This window comes from Armatimonadota bacterium, assembly GCA_022563855.1.
In the GTDB taxonomy this organism is placed as follows: Bacteria; Armatimonadota; Fimbriimonadia; order Fimbriimonadales; family Fimbriimonadaceae; genus JADFMN01.
In genome coordinates this window covers 43,826-58,998 of record JADFMN010000003.1, presented here as the reverse complement: position 1 = coordinate 58,998, position 15,173 = coordinate 43,826, and the positions used below count along the sequence as shown (strand labels likewise).

General features: G+C 60.4%; 18 protein-coding genes. 10 read left to right on the top strand and 8 right to left on the bottom strand.

Features of this window, described 5'->3' with window-relative positions:
* Window positions 1-271: 271 nt before the first annotated feature.
* Both IH944_04480 and recG read right to left on the bottom strand, forming a co-directional pair.
* Window positions 272-598 (bottom strand): hypothetical protein, encoded by a 327-nt coding sequence (locus IH944_04480; protein MCH7903807.1) that lies wholly within the window; start codon window positions 596-598, stop codon window positions 272-274.
* Entirely contained in the window at window positions 595-2,769 is a 2,175-nt protein-coding gene (gene recG / locus IH944_04475) for an ATP-dependent DNA helicase RecG (protein ID MCH7903806.1), read from the bottom strand. The genes IH944_04480 and recG overlap by 4 nt, the downstream gene beginning before the upstream one ends.
* Window positions 2,770-2,783: 14 nt before the next feature.
* Between recG and IH944_04470 the strand changes: the two genes are divergently transcribed.
* The 9 genes from IH944_04470 (at window position 2,784) to IH944_04430 (ending at window position 8,639) form a co-directional block, all read left to right on the top strand.
* Window positions 2,784-3,104, top strand: a complete 321-nt coding sequence (locus tag IH944_04470) for an AtpZ/AtpI family protein (protein ID MCH7903805.1) — start codon at window positions 2,784-2,786, stop codon at window positions 3,102-3,104.
* Window positions 3,105-3,111: 7 nt separating this feature from the next.
* Window positions 3,112-3,525, top strand: a complete 414-nt coding sequence (locus tag IH944_04465; GenBank protein MCH7903804.1) for a hypothetical protein — start codon at window positions 3,112-3,114, stop codon at window positions 3,523-3,525.
* Window positions 3,526-3,535: 10 nt separating this feature from the next.
* Window positions 3,536-4,249, top strand: a complete 714-nt coding sequence (atpB, locus tag IH944_04460) for a F0F1 ATP synthase subunit A (GenBank protein ID MCH7903803.1) — start codon at window positions 3,536-3,538, stop codon at window positions 4,247-4,249.
* 64 nt (window positions 4,250-4,313) lie between these two features.
* Complete coding sequence (gene atpE / locus IH944_04455) at window positions 4,314-4,691, top strand: ATP synthase F0 subunit C (protein ID MCH7903802.1); 378 nt, start codon at window positions 4,314-4,316, stop codon at window positions 4,689-4,691.
* A 23-nt stretch (window positions 4,692-4,714) separates the two neighbouring features.
* Window positions 4,715-5,344 (top strand): F0F1 ATP synthase subunit B, encoded by a 630-nt coding sequence (gene atpF / locus IH944_04450; GenBank protein MCH7903801.1) that lies wholly within the window; start codon window positions 4,715-4,717, stop codon window positions 5,342-5,344.
* Window positions 5,344-5,895 (top strand): ATP synthase F1 subunit delta, encoded by a 552-nt coding sequence (atpH, locus tag IH944_04445; protein MCH7903800.1) that lies wholly within the window; start codon window positions 5,344-5,346, stop codon window positions 5,893-5,895. The genes atpF and atpH overlap by 1 nt, the downstream gene beginning before the upstream one ends.
* Before the next feature lie 12 nt (window positions 5,896-5,907).
* Window positions 5,908-7,446, top strand: coding sequence for a F0F1 ATP synthase subunit alpha (locus tag IH944_04440; GenBank protein MCH7903799.1), 1,539 nt, complete (start codon window positions 5,908-5,910; stop codon window positions 7,444-7,446).
* A gap of 8 nt (window positions 7,447-7,454) precedes the next feature.
* A complete protein-coding gene (gene atpG / locus IH944_04435; protein ID MCH7903798.1) occupies window positions 7,455-8,309 on the top strand; it encodes an ATP synthase F1 subunit gamma in 855 nt (284 codons plus the stop codon).
* Between the two features lie 198 nt (window positions 8,310-8,507).
* Window positions 8,508-8,639 (top strand): VOC family protein, encoded by a 132-nt coding sequence (locus tag IH944_04430; GenBank protein ID MCH7903797.1) that lies wholly within the window; start codon window positions 8,508-8,510, stop codon window positions 8,637-8,639.
* Between the two features lie 87 nt (window positions 8,640-8,726).
* On the opposite strand, the gene IH944_04425 is transcribed toward IH944_04430, so the two are convergent.
* The 5 genes from IH944_04425 to IH944_04405 all read right to left on the bottom strand — a co-directional run bounded on the left by IH944_04425 (window position 8,727) and on the right by IH944_04405 (window position 12,899).
* Window positions 8,727-9,689 (bottom strand): threonine/serine dehydratase, encoded by a 963-nt coding sequence (locus IH944_04425; protein MCH7903796.1) that lies wholly within the window; start codon window positions 9,687-9,689, stop codon window positions 8,727-8,729.
* Window positions 9,676-10,677 carry an ornithine cyclodeaminase family protein gene (locus tag IH944_04420; protein MCH7903795.1) on the bottom strand — a complete coding sequence of 334 codons (1,002 nt, stop codon included), beginning with the start codon at window positions 10,675-10,677 and terminating at the stop codon, window positions 9,676-9,678. Before IH944_04420 ends, IH944_04425 begins: the two co-directional genes overlap by 14 nt.
* Window positions 10,678-10,684: 7 nt before the next feature.
* On the bottom strand, window positions 10,685-11,635 hold the full coding sequence (locus tag IH944_04415; protein MCH7903794.1) for a pyridoxal-phosphate dependent enzyme: 951 nt from the start codon (window positions 11,633-11,635) through the stop codon (window positions 10,685-10,687).
* Between the two features lie 255 nt (window positions 11,636-11,890).
* Complete coding sequence (locus tag IH944_04410) at window positions 11,891-12,238, bottom strand: hypothetical protein (GenBank protein ID MCH7903793.1); 348 nt, start codon at window positions 12,236-12,238, stop codon at window positions 11,891-11,893.
* A gap of 70 nt (window positions 12,239-12,308) precedes the next feature.
* A complete protein-coding gene (locus IH944_04405; protein ID MCH7903792.1) occupies window positions 12,309-12,899 on the bottom strand; it encodes a transposase in 591 nt (196 codons plus the stop codon).
* A 164-nt stretch (window positions 12,900-13,063) separates the two neighbouring features.
* Here IH944_04405 and IH944_04400 point away from each other — a divergent pair, with 164 nt between their 5' ends.
* On the top strand, window positions 13,064-13,432 hold the full coding sequence (locus IH944_04400) for a VOC family protein (protein MCH7903791.1): 369 nt from the start codon (window positions 13,064-13,066) through the stop codon (window positions 13,430-13,432).
* A gap of 61 nt (window positions 13,433-13,493) precedes the next feature.
* On the opposite strand, the gene IH944_04395 is transcribed toward IH944_04400, so the two are convergent.
* Entirely contained in the window at window positions 13,494-15,158 is a 1,665-nt protein-coding gene (locus IH944_04395) for a carboxypeptidase regulatory-like domain-containing protein (protein MCH7903790.1), read from the bottom strand.
* Between the last annotated feature and the right edge of the window lie 15 nt (window positions 15,159-15,173).

The window sequence follows — 15,173 nt, the reverse complement described above, 5'->3', positions numbered from 1 at the left end:
CCGCTCAGGATGACGGTTCTGGGGCTGGAAAGGAGCGCGGACTCTTAGTCCGCATCCCGGCCCGTGGACTCTTAGTCCACGGACGCGCGATCAAGAGCGTGAGGCCAAGTAGGCGTCAAGCCGCCTAGTCTTGCAACAAGCGATGGCGAAGGAAGGCGCACTCCCAAAACCGAGCGCGGCTCGCGAGGTCCTTCGACAGGCTCAGGATGACGTGCTCGCCCTGCCAGCACCAAGGCGCATCTCCTCAAGGCCCGTGTCAGCGAAGCGCCCCTCAGTACTGCCGCATCGTCGGATCGATTCGCTCGGACCACTCGTTCATGCCCCCGAACATGTACCGGACGCGGGTGAAACCCTTCTCCCGCAGGAACGTAGTCGCGTTGCCAGATCGCAATCCGGTTCGGCAAATCACCACGATGTCGTCGTCCGGGCTCAGCTCATCTACCCGATCCCGCAAGTCGTCGACCGGGATGTGGTGCCGATAGTCGAGCTTGCTGATCTTCAGCTCGTCATCTTCTCGAACGTCCAGCAGAACCGGAGGCGCGTCTCCGCGCAGCTCCTCGTTCAACTCTTCCACGGTGACTTGCGGAACGTCCTTCATGACACGGTGATCAACGATTCTTCAGAGCGCCGCTGCTTCACTCGGTTCAGTATATCTGCGTTCTTCTTGGACGCTAAGCCCGGGTCGTCCGCAAGTACAGCGATCGCCGCGCTGCGAGCCTCTTCGAGCAGCACGCCGTCCCGGATTAAATCGCCAAACCGGAAGTCGAGTTCGCCGTGCTGGCGCGTTCCCGCCATGTCGCCGGGGCCGCGTATTCTCAGGTCCTCTTCGGCGATCAGGAAGCCATCCGTGGTCTGCACCAGCACCTCCAGCCTCCTTTGCGCGTCCGCCGTCCGACCGTCGGCGATCAGCACGCAGTAGCTCTGATAACGGCCCCGACCGACGCGCCCGCGGAGCTGGTGCAACTGGCTGAGGCCGAACCGGTTTGCGTCTTCGATCACCATCACGCTGGCGTTTGGCACATCGACGCCGACCTCGATCACCACCGTCGAAACGAGCACGTCGAGCTCGGCGTTCCGGAACCGATTCATCGCCTCCTCCTTCTCGGCCGACTTCATCTGGCCGTGCAACAGGCCGACGCGGAAGTCCTTGAAAACGTCCTCGCTGAGGCGGTAGTGGAGGTCCACCGCCGCCTGTGTCTGCATCTTGATGCTCTCTGTGATCATCGGGCAGACGAAGTACGCCTGGCGCTTGCCGTCCAAGAGCTTGCGGACCGAAGCGTAGACCTGTGGCCGCTCGTGGGGGAGCTTCCAATGCGTCTTGATCGGCTTTCGGCCCGGCGGCATCTCGTCGATCACGGAGAGGTCGAGGTCGCCGTACAGCGTCATCGTCAGCGTTCGAGGGATCGGCGTCGCGGTCATCACCAGAACATCGGGGTTCTCCCGCGCCTTCCCCCTCAGCGCAGCGCGCTGCATGACGCCGAACCTGTGCTGCTCGTCGATGATCGCCAGGCCCATCTTGGCGAACTCGACCTTGTCTTGGATCAAGGCGTGGGTGCCGACCACGATCTGCAGCTCTCCTGATAAAGCCCCGTCGACGGCCTTCTTCTTGGCCCGCGCTCCCATCCTGCCGACCAGCAGCCCAACTCGAACGCCCACCGGGTCGAACAGTTCGCGGAAGTTGACGTGGTGCTGTTCCGCGAGGATTTCGGTCGGTACCATGAGCGCCGCTTGCCACCCGCACCGGACCGCAGCCAACATCGCGGCCGCGGCGACCGCCGTCTTGCCGCTGCCGACGTCGCCCTGCAGCAGCCTGTTCATCGGCGCGGGCCGCTCCATGTCGTCGAAAATCTCTTGGGTGACCCGACGCTGGGCATCGGTCATCTCGAACGGCAGCATTTTGACCAGCTCTTCCCAAATCGGCAGACGCTCGACCCCCTCGGCGAACAGCGTCCCGCCGTCGGGCATCTCGTCAGACCCGATCTTCGAGATCGGGAACACGGTTCCGATCTCCTGCTTCACTTCGGCGCGACGCATCTGAAGCGAGAGTTGTAGGAACAGGAACTCCTCAAACACGAGCCTCCGTCGCGCCTGCTCTTGCTCTTTCTCGCCATCGGGGCCGTGCATCTGGCGGACTGTCCAAGCCAGATCGGGCAGATCGTGGCTCTTGCGCAGCTCTTTCGGCAAAGGGTCCTTGAGCTGATCGCCGAAGTAGTCGACCGCAGAGCGGGCAGCCCGCCTCACGACCCACTGTTGAACGCCCTCGGTCAGCGGATACACCGGCGTGATTCGGGCGAAGTCCTCGCTGTCGTCGTCGTCTTCGACGGCTTCCCACTCAGGGCTGGACATCTCCATGATCTGCCGCGACTCTTTGACCATGCCGAACGCGATGACCTCGCCCTTCACGCTCTCCAAAGTCTTTCGCAGCCACGGCTGGTTGAACCAAATGAGCCGCACGTGTCCGGTGCCGTCGCCGACCGTCACGGTGAGAATGACCTTTCCGCCCCTGCCCTTGCGCGACCGGATATCCACGATCTCGCCGCGGATCGTCGCTTGCTGCCCCGGCTTCAGGAAACCGATCGGCGGGAGGTTCCGGCGATCTTCGTACCGGCGAGGCATGTAGAACAGCAGGTCGCCGACCGTTTCGATGCCCAGCTTGCCCAACGACACGGCGTGCTTGGGCCCGACGCCTTTCAGCCACTGAACCTCGGTTTCAAGGCCTGTTTTCCGCTGGGGCTTGCCCCCGGCACGGCTCGCTGTCTCCTGATTCATGCTTTAATTCAAGTATGCCCGATGGCCCCGAGGATCAGGACGATAATCAGAAGCCAGAGGCGCCTGGCGGTTCACGGTTCCCAGATCCTCCTTCCTGGAAATACAAGCGCAAGGAGCGGCATAAGCCCAGAAGCGGAAACGGTGACTACTCCGGGCTTGCGACGGGCGTCAAGTACGCGTACCTCATCATTGCGCCGATGATAGCGGGTTGGCTCGTGGGTTACCTGATCGACCGCAACTCCGGAGACGGCACTGCCCAGATGTGGGGCACCATCATCGGATTCTTCGTCGGTATGTTCATCCTGGTAATGTTCACCAGCAGATCGAAGAGCTGACCAGGCAATGGAACTAGCAAAGAGAACGGTTCGACTTGCAATCCTGCTCGGAGGCATCGGAGCGCTCGCGGCGGCGCTGGCGGGCTCGATGTTCGTTGCCGTAGGCATCCTGCTCGGGTGCCTGACCGGTGTTCTGAGCATCCTCTCGATTATGCTGCTGACGACCGTCGTCACGGCGTCTGACTCGCCCCAGCGGGGCCGCAACTGGGCAGTCCTCTGGATGCTCGTGAAACTCCCGGTCTTGGGAGGGCTTGTTATCCTGGCGGGGAGGCTCGGAAGCGACGCCACTGGGTCCTTCCTATGGAGTATCGGTTTGGTATACTCGCTGCTGCTTTGCCTTGGATTGCTGGCCGCACGGAGAGCTGACCGCGATTCCAGCGCCGACAGTGTTACGGCAGGCACGAGTCAGGATGACACCTAGCATTGGGAACATGATCGCGTCTAGTGAGACACAGCTCGCGGACTATGCTATCCACTTCTACGTCGGGGTCGTCTTCCTCACGATGGTGATCCTCATCTACGTGGCCCGCAGCGGGTTCAAGGATCGCGTCTTCAAGAAACCCATCGCTCAAGCTGTCGAGCAGATGTACCTCTTCATCGAGCACATGGCGTTCAGCATAATCGGCCCCCACGGCGCCAAGTACGTGCCGTTCCTGCTGGCGATGTGGATGTTCATCTTCGTGTCGAATATGCTCGGGCTCATGCTTCCGCACACGCCGACCGCGAGCTGGAGCTGGAACCTGGGCATGTCGCTGGTCGTGTTCGTCTACGTCCAGATCGAGGGAGTCCGCGCGAAAGGCGGCTGGGGGCACCTTAAGCATTTTGCCGGCCCGAAACTGCCGGGCGTGCTCGCGGTGATGGCGCTGCTCATCTTTCCGATTGAGATCATCAGCGAGCTGATCAAGATCGTCTCGCTCTCGCTCCGCCTGTACGGAAACATCAGCGGTGGGCACGCAGTCAAGGCCAGCCTGGACGGCCTCGGCTCATTTCCTTTCGGGGTTTTCGTCATGCCGCTGGAAATCCTCGTCGCCATCATCCAGGCGCTCGTCTTCACCATCCTCACAACGATTTACCTGAGCCTGGTGACTCACCAAGAGGACGATGCCCAGGAAACCCATGGCGAAGTTGCCGAGGCTCGGACATAATGGCTTCAACGATTCAATCTTGCGCCCCCGAGAGGGGTGCTGACTAGGAGAATATCGACTAACAATGCTTCAAGAAACAGCTGGTAATCCAGCCCTAATCGCAATCGGAGTAGGCCTCGGAATGGGGCTTGCCGTCCTCGGAGCCGGAATAGGCCAAGGCATCGCCGCAGGCAACGCCGTCAGCGGCATCGCGCGCCAGCCAGAGGCCACGGGCAAAATTCAGACGGCCATGATCATCGGTCTCGCGCTGATCGAATCCCTGGTCATCTTTACGTTCGTCGTCGTCAACGGAATCGGCGCCAAGATGCCGAACTACGCCGAGGAGGCCAAAGGTGAGGCCGAGAGTTCATCTTTGCAGATCGAGGACAAGGTAGCGATGGCCGACCCCGATTCCCTTCAGTTGGGCGACGGGCAAGTCGTCGACTTTGAATCGAACAATTAGCGACGACTGCGGTCACTGAGTAGATGAACGATAACCGTATCTTGACCAAACGTCGCGGCGCAGTGTCCTGGCCCCTTTTGCTGATAGTCGCCGGCGTGGTGCTGTTCCTGATCGGTCGGTTTGCGATGACCGGCGAAGCGTTCAAGCCGAAGCTGCTGGAAGGCATCGATCTGCATCTGGGCGAGACGGTCACTTCGATAGGAGTCTTCCTGTTCTGGATCGGCGCGATCTACGGAATGCTTATCAAGCCGCTTTCAGAAGCCATCAACAATAGAACTACTTCGCTTGAAAAGACGTTTACGGAAGCTGAGCTGCTCGAGGCTCAGATGGAAACGATGAAGGCCGAGTATGAGGCCAGACTGTCGGAGACAGAAGCGAACGCCAGAGCCCAGATCCAAGCCGAGGTCAAGAAGGCGCAGGATCTGAGGACGCAGATACAGGCCGAAGCCAGCGCGAAGGCCGACGAGATGATCAAGAAGGCGCAGGAAGAGATCAGGGCAGAGCGCGACAAGGCGCTCGTCAACCTGCGCGTGCACGTTGCGAAGGTCTCGATGCTCGCGGCAGAGAAGATCATCGGCGAGAACATGGACACCGACCGAAACCGGCGGCTCGTCGATGAGTTCGTCGACAGTGTCGAGGTGCCCAAGAACTGATGGACGAGCGAGTCGCAAAGCGGTACGCCCGAGCCCTGTTCAACACGGCGCTTGAGACGAGCCAGGCCCAGAAGATCGAAGACGATCTCAAGGGTCTTTGCGCCGTCATCGAATCCAGCGTCGACCTGCAACGGTTCATCGCCAGCCCGACTCGGACCCGCGAAGACAAGCTGAAGCTGTTCGAGAGCGTGTTCGGCGACAAGGTTTCCGACCTGACGATGAACCTCTTCCGGCTGCTCCTCAAGCGCAGGAGGGAGAGCCTGCTCAGGCACGTCTTGGCGGAGTTCTCAACCTTGAAGAACAAGCACGAAAAGGTGATCCATGCCGTCATCGCTTCATCGGTCAACCTCGACGAGGGACAGCGTTCTGCGATCGTTCAAAAGATCTCAAGCGAGACCGGCCGGACGGTAGAGCCCGAGTTCATCGTCGACCCGAACATGATCGGCGGCGTCCGCGTGATGTACGACAACTACGTGCTGGACGGCACCGCGCGCGGATTCCTCAACCGGATGAGGGACCACCTGCTCTACGACGTTTTGAAACAGGCATAGACAAAAAGAACCATGGCCATTCGACCAGAAGAAATCACATCGATCCTTGAGAAAGAGCTGAAGGCGTTCGACAAGAGCGTCGGCGTCGAGCACGTCGGCACAGTCCTGCAGATCGGCGACGGCATTGCGCGCGTTCACGGCCTCCCCGACTGCCAGGTCGGTGAGATGCTCGAGTTCCCCGGCGGCACCATCGGCCTCGCGCTGAACCTCGAAGAGGACTCGATCGGCGCCGTACTCATCGACGACTACGAACACATCAAGGAAGGCGACCCGGTCAAGGAAACCGGCCGGATCGTCCAGGTGCCGGTCGGCAAGGCGATGCTGGGGCGCGTCGTCAACTCGCTCGGCCAGCCGATCGACGACGGCGGCACGATCGCCGCGGAGGCGCAGTCGATGATCGAAACCGTCGCTCCTGGCGTTGTAGACCGACAGCCGGTCACCGAACCGCTCCAGACAGGCATCAAGGCGATCGACACGATGATCCCGATCGGTCGCGGTCAGCGAGAGCTGGTAATCGGAGACCGCCAGACGGGCAAGACCGCGATCTGTATCGACACGATCATCAACCAAAAACCGACGCACGAAGCGGGCGGCGACCCGGTCTACTGCATATACGTCGCCATCGGCCAGAAGCTGGCGAACGTTGCTCGCGTCGTCGAGACCTTGAGGTCGCACGGTGCGATGGAGTACACGACGGTCGTCGTTGGCGGCGCGGCCGACTCGAACGCGATGCAGTACTTGGCTCCGTCCTGCGGCGCGGCGATCGGCGAGTACTTCCGAGACAACGGAATGCACGCTTTGATCATTTACGACGATCTCTCGAAGCACGCCGTTGCGTATCGCGCTCTGTCGCTTCTGCTGCGGCGTCCGCCAGGGCGCGAGGCGTATCCAGGCGACGTTTTCTACCTGCACTCGCGGCTCTTGGAGCGAGCGGCCAAGCTGTCCGATGCGAACGGCGGCGGGTCGTTGACCGCTCTGCCGATCATCGAGACGCAGGCAGGCGACATCGCGGCGTACATCCCGACAAACGTGATCTCGATCACCGACGGCCAGATCTACCTCGAACCAGACCTGTTCTTCGCTGGCGTCCGCCCCGCGATCAACGTAGGCATCTCGGTCAGCCGCGTCGGCGGCAACGCTCAGGTGAAGGCGATGAAACAGGTCGCTGGCCGATTGAAGCTGGAGATGGCGCAGTACCGCGAGGTACAGGCGTTCTCACAGTTCGCAAGCGATCTTGACAAGGTGACGCAGATGCAGCTGCTACGAGGTCAGCGCCTGACCGAGCTGCTCAAGCAGGGGCTGCATAGCCCGGTGTCCGTGGTGGACCAGGTCATCGCCATATTCGCCGGCACGAATCAATTCCTCGACGACATCAAGAACGAGGAAGTACGCAAGTTTGAGGCCGGACTGCTTGCGTTCGTGCACGAAAAGTATCCCGACGTTGTGGAGACGATTCGCACAACAATGGAGGTGTCCGACGAGACGACTGAGACCCTCAAGAAGGCGATCTCCGAGTTCCTTGAAAGGTTCAAGGCCGAGCAGAGCGCTTAGAAAGGCAGATGGCAACGCTCAAGCAGATTCGGCAGCGCATCAAGAGCGCGAAGAACATCCAGCAGATCACGCGGGCGATGAAGCTCGTCGCCGTCGCTCGCTTGACTAAAGCCAAGAACAAGGCCGAACAGGCCCGCGCGTATTTCGAGAAAATGCGCGAGTTCGTCGGCAGCATCGGCGGGGCGGGCGACCTGCCGGACAACCCGCTGCTGATCCGTCGGCCGGTCAAAAAAACCGTGCTCGTTCTGATCACTGCGGAGCGCGGAATGTGCGGTGGATTCAACGGAAACCTCGTGCGCCGCGCGGGGGACTTCATCTCAGGGCAGGATTCCGAAATGTCGCTCGTCTGCGTCGGGAAGAAAGGCCGGCAGTTCTTCCAAAAGCGCGGGTTCACCGTTTTGCAGTCGATCACGGTGCCGACCTCTGGCCCAACTGTCGATATAGCCAACGAGCTGAGCGACATCGTCACGGAGCTGTTCGTCTCTGGCGAAGCGGACGCGATCCACATCTGCTACAGCAAGTTCCACTCGCCGATCCGCCAGGAGCCTTTGGTCGTTCAAGTTCTGCCGATCGAACCGCCGGAGGGCGACGAGGCGGCGGGCGGCGAGGCGACGTTCGAGCCGGACGCGCACACGCTCCTCGACCTGCTGCTGCCGAAGTACCTGCTGACCACGATCTACCAGGCGCTGCTCGAATCCAACGCCAGCGAACACGGCGCGCGCATGACCGCGATGACAAGCGCGACCGACAACGCTGCCAACATGATCACCGACCTGACGATGGTCGCCAACAGGGCGCGGCAAGCCGGCATCACCACCCAGATCCTAGAGATCGTCGGCGGTGCGGAAGCTCTGAAGCAGTAGCAGGAATTGTTTTCCCCTCTCCCCTTGAGGGAGAGGACAGGGTGAGGGGTCAAGGAAATCCAGTCCTTTCCACCTTGCCTTTCTCCCGCGGTGCCCGGTTGGGAAAGACGAAGGGACTCTGTCTGCTCAACCCCACTCTCGCCCCCCTTGAGGCGGGAGGCGACCGTACTCAGTTGGATACGCTAGGAAGTTATTGACATGGCTACCGTGCGTTACCTTGTTGACGACGTAGATGCGGTCCTCGAGTTCTACACAGCGAGGCTCGGGTTCGAGCTTGAGAAACGGTGGGGGCCGCCCTTCGCGATTCTCCGCAGGGGTGATTTGCGTTAGTGGATCTGCGGGCCTCAGTCGTCAGCCGCTTGAGTCAAACCTTCTTTGCGGATGGTTCGTTCTCAAGCACAATCGAGTAAGCGCGGATCACGGAACGTCGCCAGCCAGGATTTGTCGGATCTTGGAACCGTCGATGTTGCCACCGGAAACGACACAGACGATCTTGCCTACACCGGCCCGCCCGGCGAGGGCAGCGGCGACCGACGCCGCCCCAGCCCCTTCGGCAACGACCCGGTTGCGCTCGATCATAAAGCGGATCGCCGAAGCGATCTCTGCCACGGAGACAACGAGCGACCCGTCCAGTATGGAACTTGCCAGGGGCCACATTTCAGGAAGCACGCTCTTGCCTCCGATACCGTCGACGAAACTGGCCTGGTAGTCGATTTCCACCGGCTCTCCCTTTTCGAGGGATGCGGCAAAGGGCGCGGCCGTGGCCACCTCAGCGGCAAACACCCTTGTATCTGCTTTCAGTGCCTTGACCGCCGAGGCGATGCCGCAGCTCAATCCTCCGCCTCCGTAGGGTACTACGATCGTATCGACCTCGGGCAGATCCTCCAGGATTTCGAGGCCGATAGTTCCGTTGCCAGCGATGACCGCCCGATTGGAGACGGGATGGATGAACTTCCCCTCCATCCCTTCGAGCTCGTGTTCGACGATGACGCGCCACCAGCGATCGAACGGCACCTTAACGATTGTTGCACCGAGCCGCTCGATGGCGTCCAGTTTGGTTTTGGGAGCGTGATCGGGAACGACGACGCGAGCGGGAAACCCGAATTTCCGCGCTACCCAGGCGACTCCCTGGCCCATGTTTCCAGCGCTAGCCGTGTAGACACCGGCGGCCAGTTCTTCCGTCGGCGTGCTCAGGATAGCGTTGGCAGCGCCCCTAATCTTGAAGGAGCCGATGGGCTGGAGGTTTTCGAGCTTGAGGAAGATCTCAGCACCGCCCTGATCGTTGCCGAGAGGCACCAGCGGCGTGCGCATCGCCGTGCCGACGATGCGTTCCCGAGCGGCGCGGATTTCCTCGAGGGGAATCGGCTCACGATGCTCCATGGCGCAGTCCCCCCAGCTCGACCGACAGGCCGATGTTCTCGGCCTGAGCTCTGCGATAGATGTAGTGGGCCGCCGCCAGGTCTTCGACGGCAATTCCGAGGCTTTTGAAGAGAGTAACCTCTTCGTCCGACTCTCTGCCCTCCGCTCGGCCCGCCAAGACCTCTCCCAATTCGGCTCTAACGTGGTCGTCTCCAAAGAGTCCTTCTTGCCTCGGGATCAGGATATCGCCCGATTCATTGAACGCCGATTCTCGGCAGTCGACGAACAGGCGCGAACGGGCGACCGCAGCCGAATCCAGCTCGCGAGCGACTTTGACGCAGGCACCGACCGCGTTGATATGAGAGCCGGGACTGATCCACTCACCTTGAATCACCGGTTCTTTCGAACCTGTTACCGTGCAGATGATGTCCGCGCCCTCGACGGCTCCGCGGGCGGTCTGCGCCACTTCCACGTCCGCAATCGGGCGAGCCCATTCGGCGAAATGTTGCGCGTTCTCCCGGTTGCGGCTCCAGACGCGAATGCGACGGAGGTCGCGCACCGCCGCCATCGCTTGCAGATGAGATCGGGCTTGCGTTCCCGACCCGATGATCGCCAGATCTCGTGCGTCTTTGCGTGCGAGAACTCTGGTAGCGACCGCGCTCACCGCGGCGGTGCGGATCGTCGTGATCTCGCCGCCGTCGATGATCGCAAGGAGCCGACCGTGCTCGGCATCGAACAACATCACTGCCCCTTGGTGTGATTCGTAGTCCGTTCCTTCGTTGCCGGGAAACACCGTTACGATCTTGATGCCAAAGAGCTCAGGATTCCCTAAATACGCCGGCATCACGCCCAATGCGCCTCGTTTGTCGGGATGCCAGACGATCGAGCGCAGGGGCATCACAACGTCGCCGTCGGAGAACGTCTTGAGCACTTCGGACATCTCCTCGATGCATTGCTCCATTGGCAGCAGTCGACGGACTTCCTTGTAGTTGATATGGAGAACTTTCATCGGTTGCTCACTTCTGGGGCCTGAGAATCCCGATCAATAGATCATTGTCGATGTTGCCGCCGGACACGATGCAGACGCTCTTGCCGCGGTCGCCCAAGGGTGTGGCAAGGGCGGCTGCCAATGACAGTGCTCCCGCCGGTTCGACGATCAACTTGCATTCGAGACAGAGCATGCGGATCGAATCGCGGACTGATTCCTCGCTCACCAGGATGACTTTTTCTACCAGGCCGCTGAGGAGGGGGAACATCTCTTGGGTGATGTACGGCACGGCGACGCCGTCGCAAATCGTCTTGCACTCGACCGTCACTGGCCTGCCACTCTGAATCGCGTCGTACAGCGATGGGCAGCCCGCCGGTTCGACGCCAAAGATCTTCACCTCAGGTCGCAGGGCCTTAAGGGCGCTGCCCACGCCGCCCAGGAGTCCGCCGCCGCCGACAGGAATGAACACCGAGTCGACGTCGGGAAGATCCTCGACGATCTCGATCCCCATGCCGCCATGGCCGGTCATCACGTCCCGATTGGTCCAGGGGTGGATGAATGCATAGGGCTCGTCCTCCCAACCGTGACCCTTCATATACGCGAACACTTCTTCGGTCGGCACCAGGACCGGTGTTGCTCCGAGCCCTCTCACCGCTTGAATTTTGCTGCTCGGCGCTTTGTCGGGCATCAAACTACGAGCGGCAACGCCGAAGTGGCGAGCCGCCCACGCCAGGGCCTGAGCTGTGTTGCCTGCGCTCACCGTACTCAATCCCTTGGCGCGCCCTTCGGGCCCGAGGGACGCGACGGCATGAAATACGCCCCGGATCTTGAACGAATTCATCGGCTGGTGGATTTCCAATTTAAGATGTATGTCGGTTGGCTCGCCCGGCTGAAACGGCACGAGCGGTGTCCGGCAAACGACGTTCTTCATCCCTTCCGACGCGGCGCGTATTTCCGACAGCTCCGGCCGACTCGTCATGGAGGCAGTCTACCGGGCCCAGAATTTCTTGCTGAATGGCCACCCCGGATCTTCGAAGATAGCTCGCGAACAATCACCTGTGACCATCTACATCAACGCCACACCCCGACACACATGTTGCCGTTGAGCATGAAGCAGATTCCGCCAAACATCTTCGTCTCTTTAACCCCCAATTGACCCTCCAATTCGTCACGCAAACGTTCGACAATCTCCATGTTCGAGTGCATCGCGCCAGTCTATCGAACAACCTGTCGGTCATGCCCTCGGATAGGGACTAACACCGTTCTGAATCGGAGGGCGTTCGGACAGGTGAACCAGGGTGAATATCTTCGTAGGGGCAAAGAACGTATAGACAAGACTCTCTGGAATGCTCGCGAACTGAACTCTTAGTTCAGCTCGATCGATTGATCTCAGATCGACCTCGACTGCCGGGCTCTTGACCCAGTCCATGGAAACCTGGACCGCGTGAACCGCAGCGATGACTTCGAAGACCTCAGTCTTGCCTGCCTTCACTGCGCCGATCACCATGCCATCGACTCGGACTTTGAGCTTTCTCGCACAGCCAAAGTAATTCCAAGGTCGATGAACGCTGATTTCCATCATTGATCTACTCTCAAGCGTATCACACTGCTCCCGGTCACGATCCTAAGAGCTCGTCGATTTGAGCCAGCCTTCAGGACTTAACCGCGTCCAACAGCCTGAACGTTACAAAGTACGTCGCGCCGTCTTTGGACAAGTGAGGCAGCTCACCTCTGCTGGCCAAGGGGACGAAAGGAGTCTTCCTCTGATCGATCCAAACTTCCAATGAGTCGGTCTCTTTCCCAGCGCACGCCGAGCTGAACTGCCACTCCTCAGGTTTCGCGCACAAGCCGGCTGATACGGGATTCTGCTCAACGTACGAACAGATCGCTCCGAACTGATCCGCCGAACGGATCATGTGGTCGAACGACTCCCGCTCCCATAGCGGGGCCTTTCGTGAAAGCAGCTTGTTGATCTTCAAGGAGCTGAAGCTCTTGATCGAGTGCATGACTTCACTCAGCTCAAATGGTGGCAGGGGTGTCGTTACCAAATGCACATGGTTGAGCAAGATGCACCATGCATGGAGCAAGTGCCTCTCGCCACGATTGAAACAGATCGCGTCTTCGACAATCTGCGCAACCTCAGGCCTTGCCAAAACCCCCGATCCTCTTGTTAGCCTCGCATTTCGCTGGTCAAGAAAGCTGAATACTTGAGCTTGAAGATCGGTCTCGTCATTATCTCCCATATACCGAAGTGTACTCCTGTTCGAGGCCAGACTTGTGGTGCAGGCATCCTGCCTGCTCCTCTGTCCTACAGTCTCGTACCGTGCAGGCAGGATGCCTGCACCACAACGGTCACACCACCTCTTCGGCAAGGTCGAAACGAACTCAGCTGGGTAGAGTTCTTGACATGGCCACTGTGCGCTACCTTGTCGACGACGTAGATGCGGTCCTCGAGTTCTACACGGAGAGACTCGGGTTCGAGCTGGAGAAACGGTGGGGGCCGCCCTTCGCGATTCTCGCTAAGGGCGATTTGCGCTTATGGATCAGCGGGCCTCAGTCGTCCGCCGCCCAGCCAATGCCCGACGGACGGAAGCCCGTGCCGGGCGGATGGAACAGGCTGGTAATCATCGTCGAGGACTTGCCTTCGTTCGTCGAGGATCTCCGGAAAGAAGGTGTCACGTTCAGAGGCGAGCTAATAGAGGGGCCTGGAGGCAAGCAGATCCTCATCGAGGATCCTTCAGGCAATCCCATCGAACTGTTCGAGACCCGAGATTAGTACGCCCGATAACTCGCCGGAGCTGACCTTGGCTTTGCGCGTTGCGATCGTGCCTCAGCAACTAGCCCGACATTGCTTGTGCCGCGAACTCTGCCCTGAGTTCTGCGATGATCTCGCGAGTCTCGGCGATGCGGCCTTCGAGCCCCTCGCGATACCGCCAGGCGTGTTGGTTGAGCGTCTGGTTGGGCTGGGCGATCTCGCGCTGCAGCTCCAGGAGATACCGCTCGCAGAGGGCGAGATATCGAAGTGCCGTCTCCGGGTTGTGGTACCCGGAACCGTCCACACTGACGTAGACTGGCGTCGTATGCGCCACCTGGTTTGCTGAGGCCTTTGTCCGGGCGGCGATCCACACGCCGTACTCCGCGGGCAGCTCCATCTCGATCACGAGCTGGCTCGTCGACTGCCCCGGCTCCTCCCGCGTGACGCGCTTGAGGACCTTGCCGTGGGCGACGATCTCCAGGTCGCTGAGCGGCACCTGCTCCGCGTGTCCGAACGCTCGAGCCGTGATGGACAGCGTCGTCCCGCTTGCCACGTCCAACCCGTCACCGGGGATCGCTCCATTCACCTTTAGTTCGATGATGGGGCCGTTGGTGACGAACGTGTGGCCGGCGTGAAAGCTTGCGCGCCAGTTGTCGAAGGTGAAGTCGTCTACGACGTAGGTGTAGAACCGTTCGGCTCCGATCGGAGAGCCCCAGGGAAAGTCCGAGCCTGCCGTTGCGGTCAGTTTGAATCCCAGGTCGAGGAAGTGGTAGTAGTGCTCGGTGTTCATCGAACCGAACTGTAGGATCTCGAGAAAGTCCACCTTGTTCCTGAGGACGTCCAGCGTCATGCCCCGGTAACCGTGGAATGCCACCGCCTTATGCGCGTAACCGGTCAAGCCGCCCAGTTCGTGCACGCGGTCGAACACTCGATCGTAGTGGTAGTACTCACCCTGGAACCGAACCAATGCGTCGGCTCCGAGCGAAATGGTGTGCCCGATCTCGTGGGTGCGCGGCTCTTCCTGCCCTGATGTCAAGAAATACTCCTCGACTTGGTAAACGCCGTCTTGGCCCCACGCGTACTGCGCGAAGTAGGTCGCCCAGAAGTCACCCATCTGCAAGAGCGCGCCGACGTGGATATCCTCGGCCGCGATCCACGTGAGTATCAGCGGGTTTTCTCGCGGCGACCGCCGGATATGGATGTGATCGTCTGCCGAGAACCAGCCTCTCTCCGGCATGTTGATCCATCGGTCCATCCGGAAAGTCTGCGACAGGTCACCATCGGGTTCGAGCCTGATCTCATGCTGCTGGCTCAAATACTCGTTGCCTTTGGACAGCGTCAGTCGGTAGGTGCCCGGCTCAAGCTCGACTCGGAAGGCCCCGTCCACATAGAAGGAACCGTCCCGCTGAGAGCCGTATCCCGACGCTACGTCATTCGGACCGTACATGACCCCGATCGCGGCCTCGGGCAACGGAACACCCACCCCGTTTGCATCCGTGAGACGCACTCGAACGGGTGTCGGCTCGCCCGTCGCTTCGTCGAGGATCGTAGCGGAGAAGCGGCCCAGCTTGTAGTGCGTCTTGAGAGGCGTCTCGCCTACGGCAGCATTGGCTAACGGGGCTGCCTTTGGGACAGACCGCATCTCAGTGCTGCTTGGCTCAGAGGCATTGGACCAAAGGCCGAGACCAGTCACGAGGGTGACCAAAGCCAGCGCCCACCCGATACGAGGGAGTGCCAAGTGTCGCATGGAGGCATTCTGACA

Coding starts and splice junctions, on each gene's coding strand:
- IH944_04480 (MCH7903807.1), bottom strand. CDS start 598: ATGAAGGACGTTCCGCAAGTCACCGTGGAAGAGTTGAACGAGGAGCTG.
- recG (MCH7903806.1), bottom strand. CDS start 2,769: ATGAATCAGGAGACAGCGAGCCGTGCCGGGGGCAAGCCCCAGCGGAAA.
- IH944_04470 (MCH7903805.1), top strand. CDS start 2,784: ATGCCCGATGGCCCCGAGGATCAGGACGATAATCAGAAGCCAGAGGCG.
- IH944_04465 (MCH7903804.1), top strand. CDS start 3,112: ATGGAACTAGCAAAGAGAACGGTTCGACTTGCAATCCTGCTCGGAGGC.
- atpB (MCH7903803.1), top strand. CDS start 3,536: ATGATCGCGTCTAGTGAGACACAGCTCGCGGACTATGCTATCCACTTC.
- atpE (MCH7903802.1), top strand. CDS start 4,314: ATGCTTCAAGAAACAGCTGGTAATCCAGCCCTAATCGCAATCGGAGTA.
- atpF (MCH7903801.1), top strand. CDS start 4,715: ATGAACGATAACCGTATCTTGACCAAACGTCGCGGCGCAGTGTCCTGG.
- atpH (MCH7903800.1), top strand. CDS start 5,344: ATGGACGAGCGAGTCGCAAAGCGGTACGCCCGAGCCCTGTTCAACACG.
- IH944_04440 (MCH7903799.1), top strand. CDS start 5,908: ATGGCCATTCGACCAGAAGAAATCACATCGATCCTTGAGAAAGAGCTG.
- atpG (MCH7903798.1), top strand. CDS start 7,455: ATGGCAACGCTCAAGCAGATTCGGCAGCGCATCAAGAGCGCGAAGAAC.
- IH944_04430 (MCH7903797.1), top strand. CDS start 8,508: ATGGCTACCGTGCGTTACCTTGTTGACGACGTAGATGCGGTCCTCGAG.
- IH944_04425 (MCH7903796.1), bottom strand. CDS start 9,689: ATGGAGCATCGTGAGCCGATTCCCCTCGAGGAAATCCGCGCCGCTCGG.
- IH944_04420 (MCH7903795.1), bottom strand. CDS start 10,677: ATGAAAGTTCTCCATATCAACTACAAGGAAGTCCGTCGACTGCTGCCA.
- IH944_04415 (MCH7903794.1), bottom strand. CDS start 11,635: ATGACGAGTCGGCCGGAGCTGTCGGAAATACGCGCCGCGTCGGAAGGG.
- IH944_04410 (MCH7903793.1), bottom strand. CDS start 12,238: ATGATGGAAATCAGCGTTCATCGACCTTGGAATTACTTTGGCTGTGCG.
- IH944_04405 (MCH7903792.1), bottom strand. CDS start 12,899: ATGGGAGATAATGACGAGACCGATCTTCAAGCTCAAGTATTCAGCTTT.
- IH944_04400 (MCH7903791.1), top strand. CDS start 13,064: ATGGCCACTGTGCGCTACCTTGTCGACGACGTAGATGCGGTCCTCGAG.
- IH944_04395 (MCH7903790.1), bottom strand. CDS start 15,158: ATGCGACACTTGGCACTCCCTCGTATCGGGTGGGCGCTGGCTTTGGTC.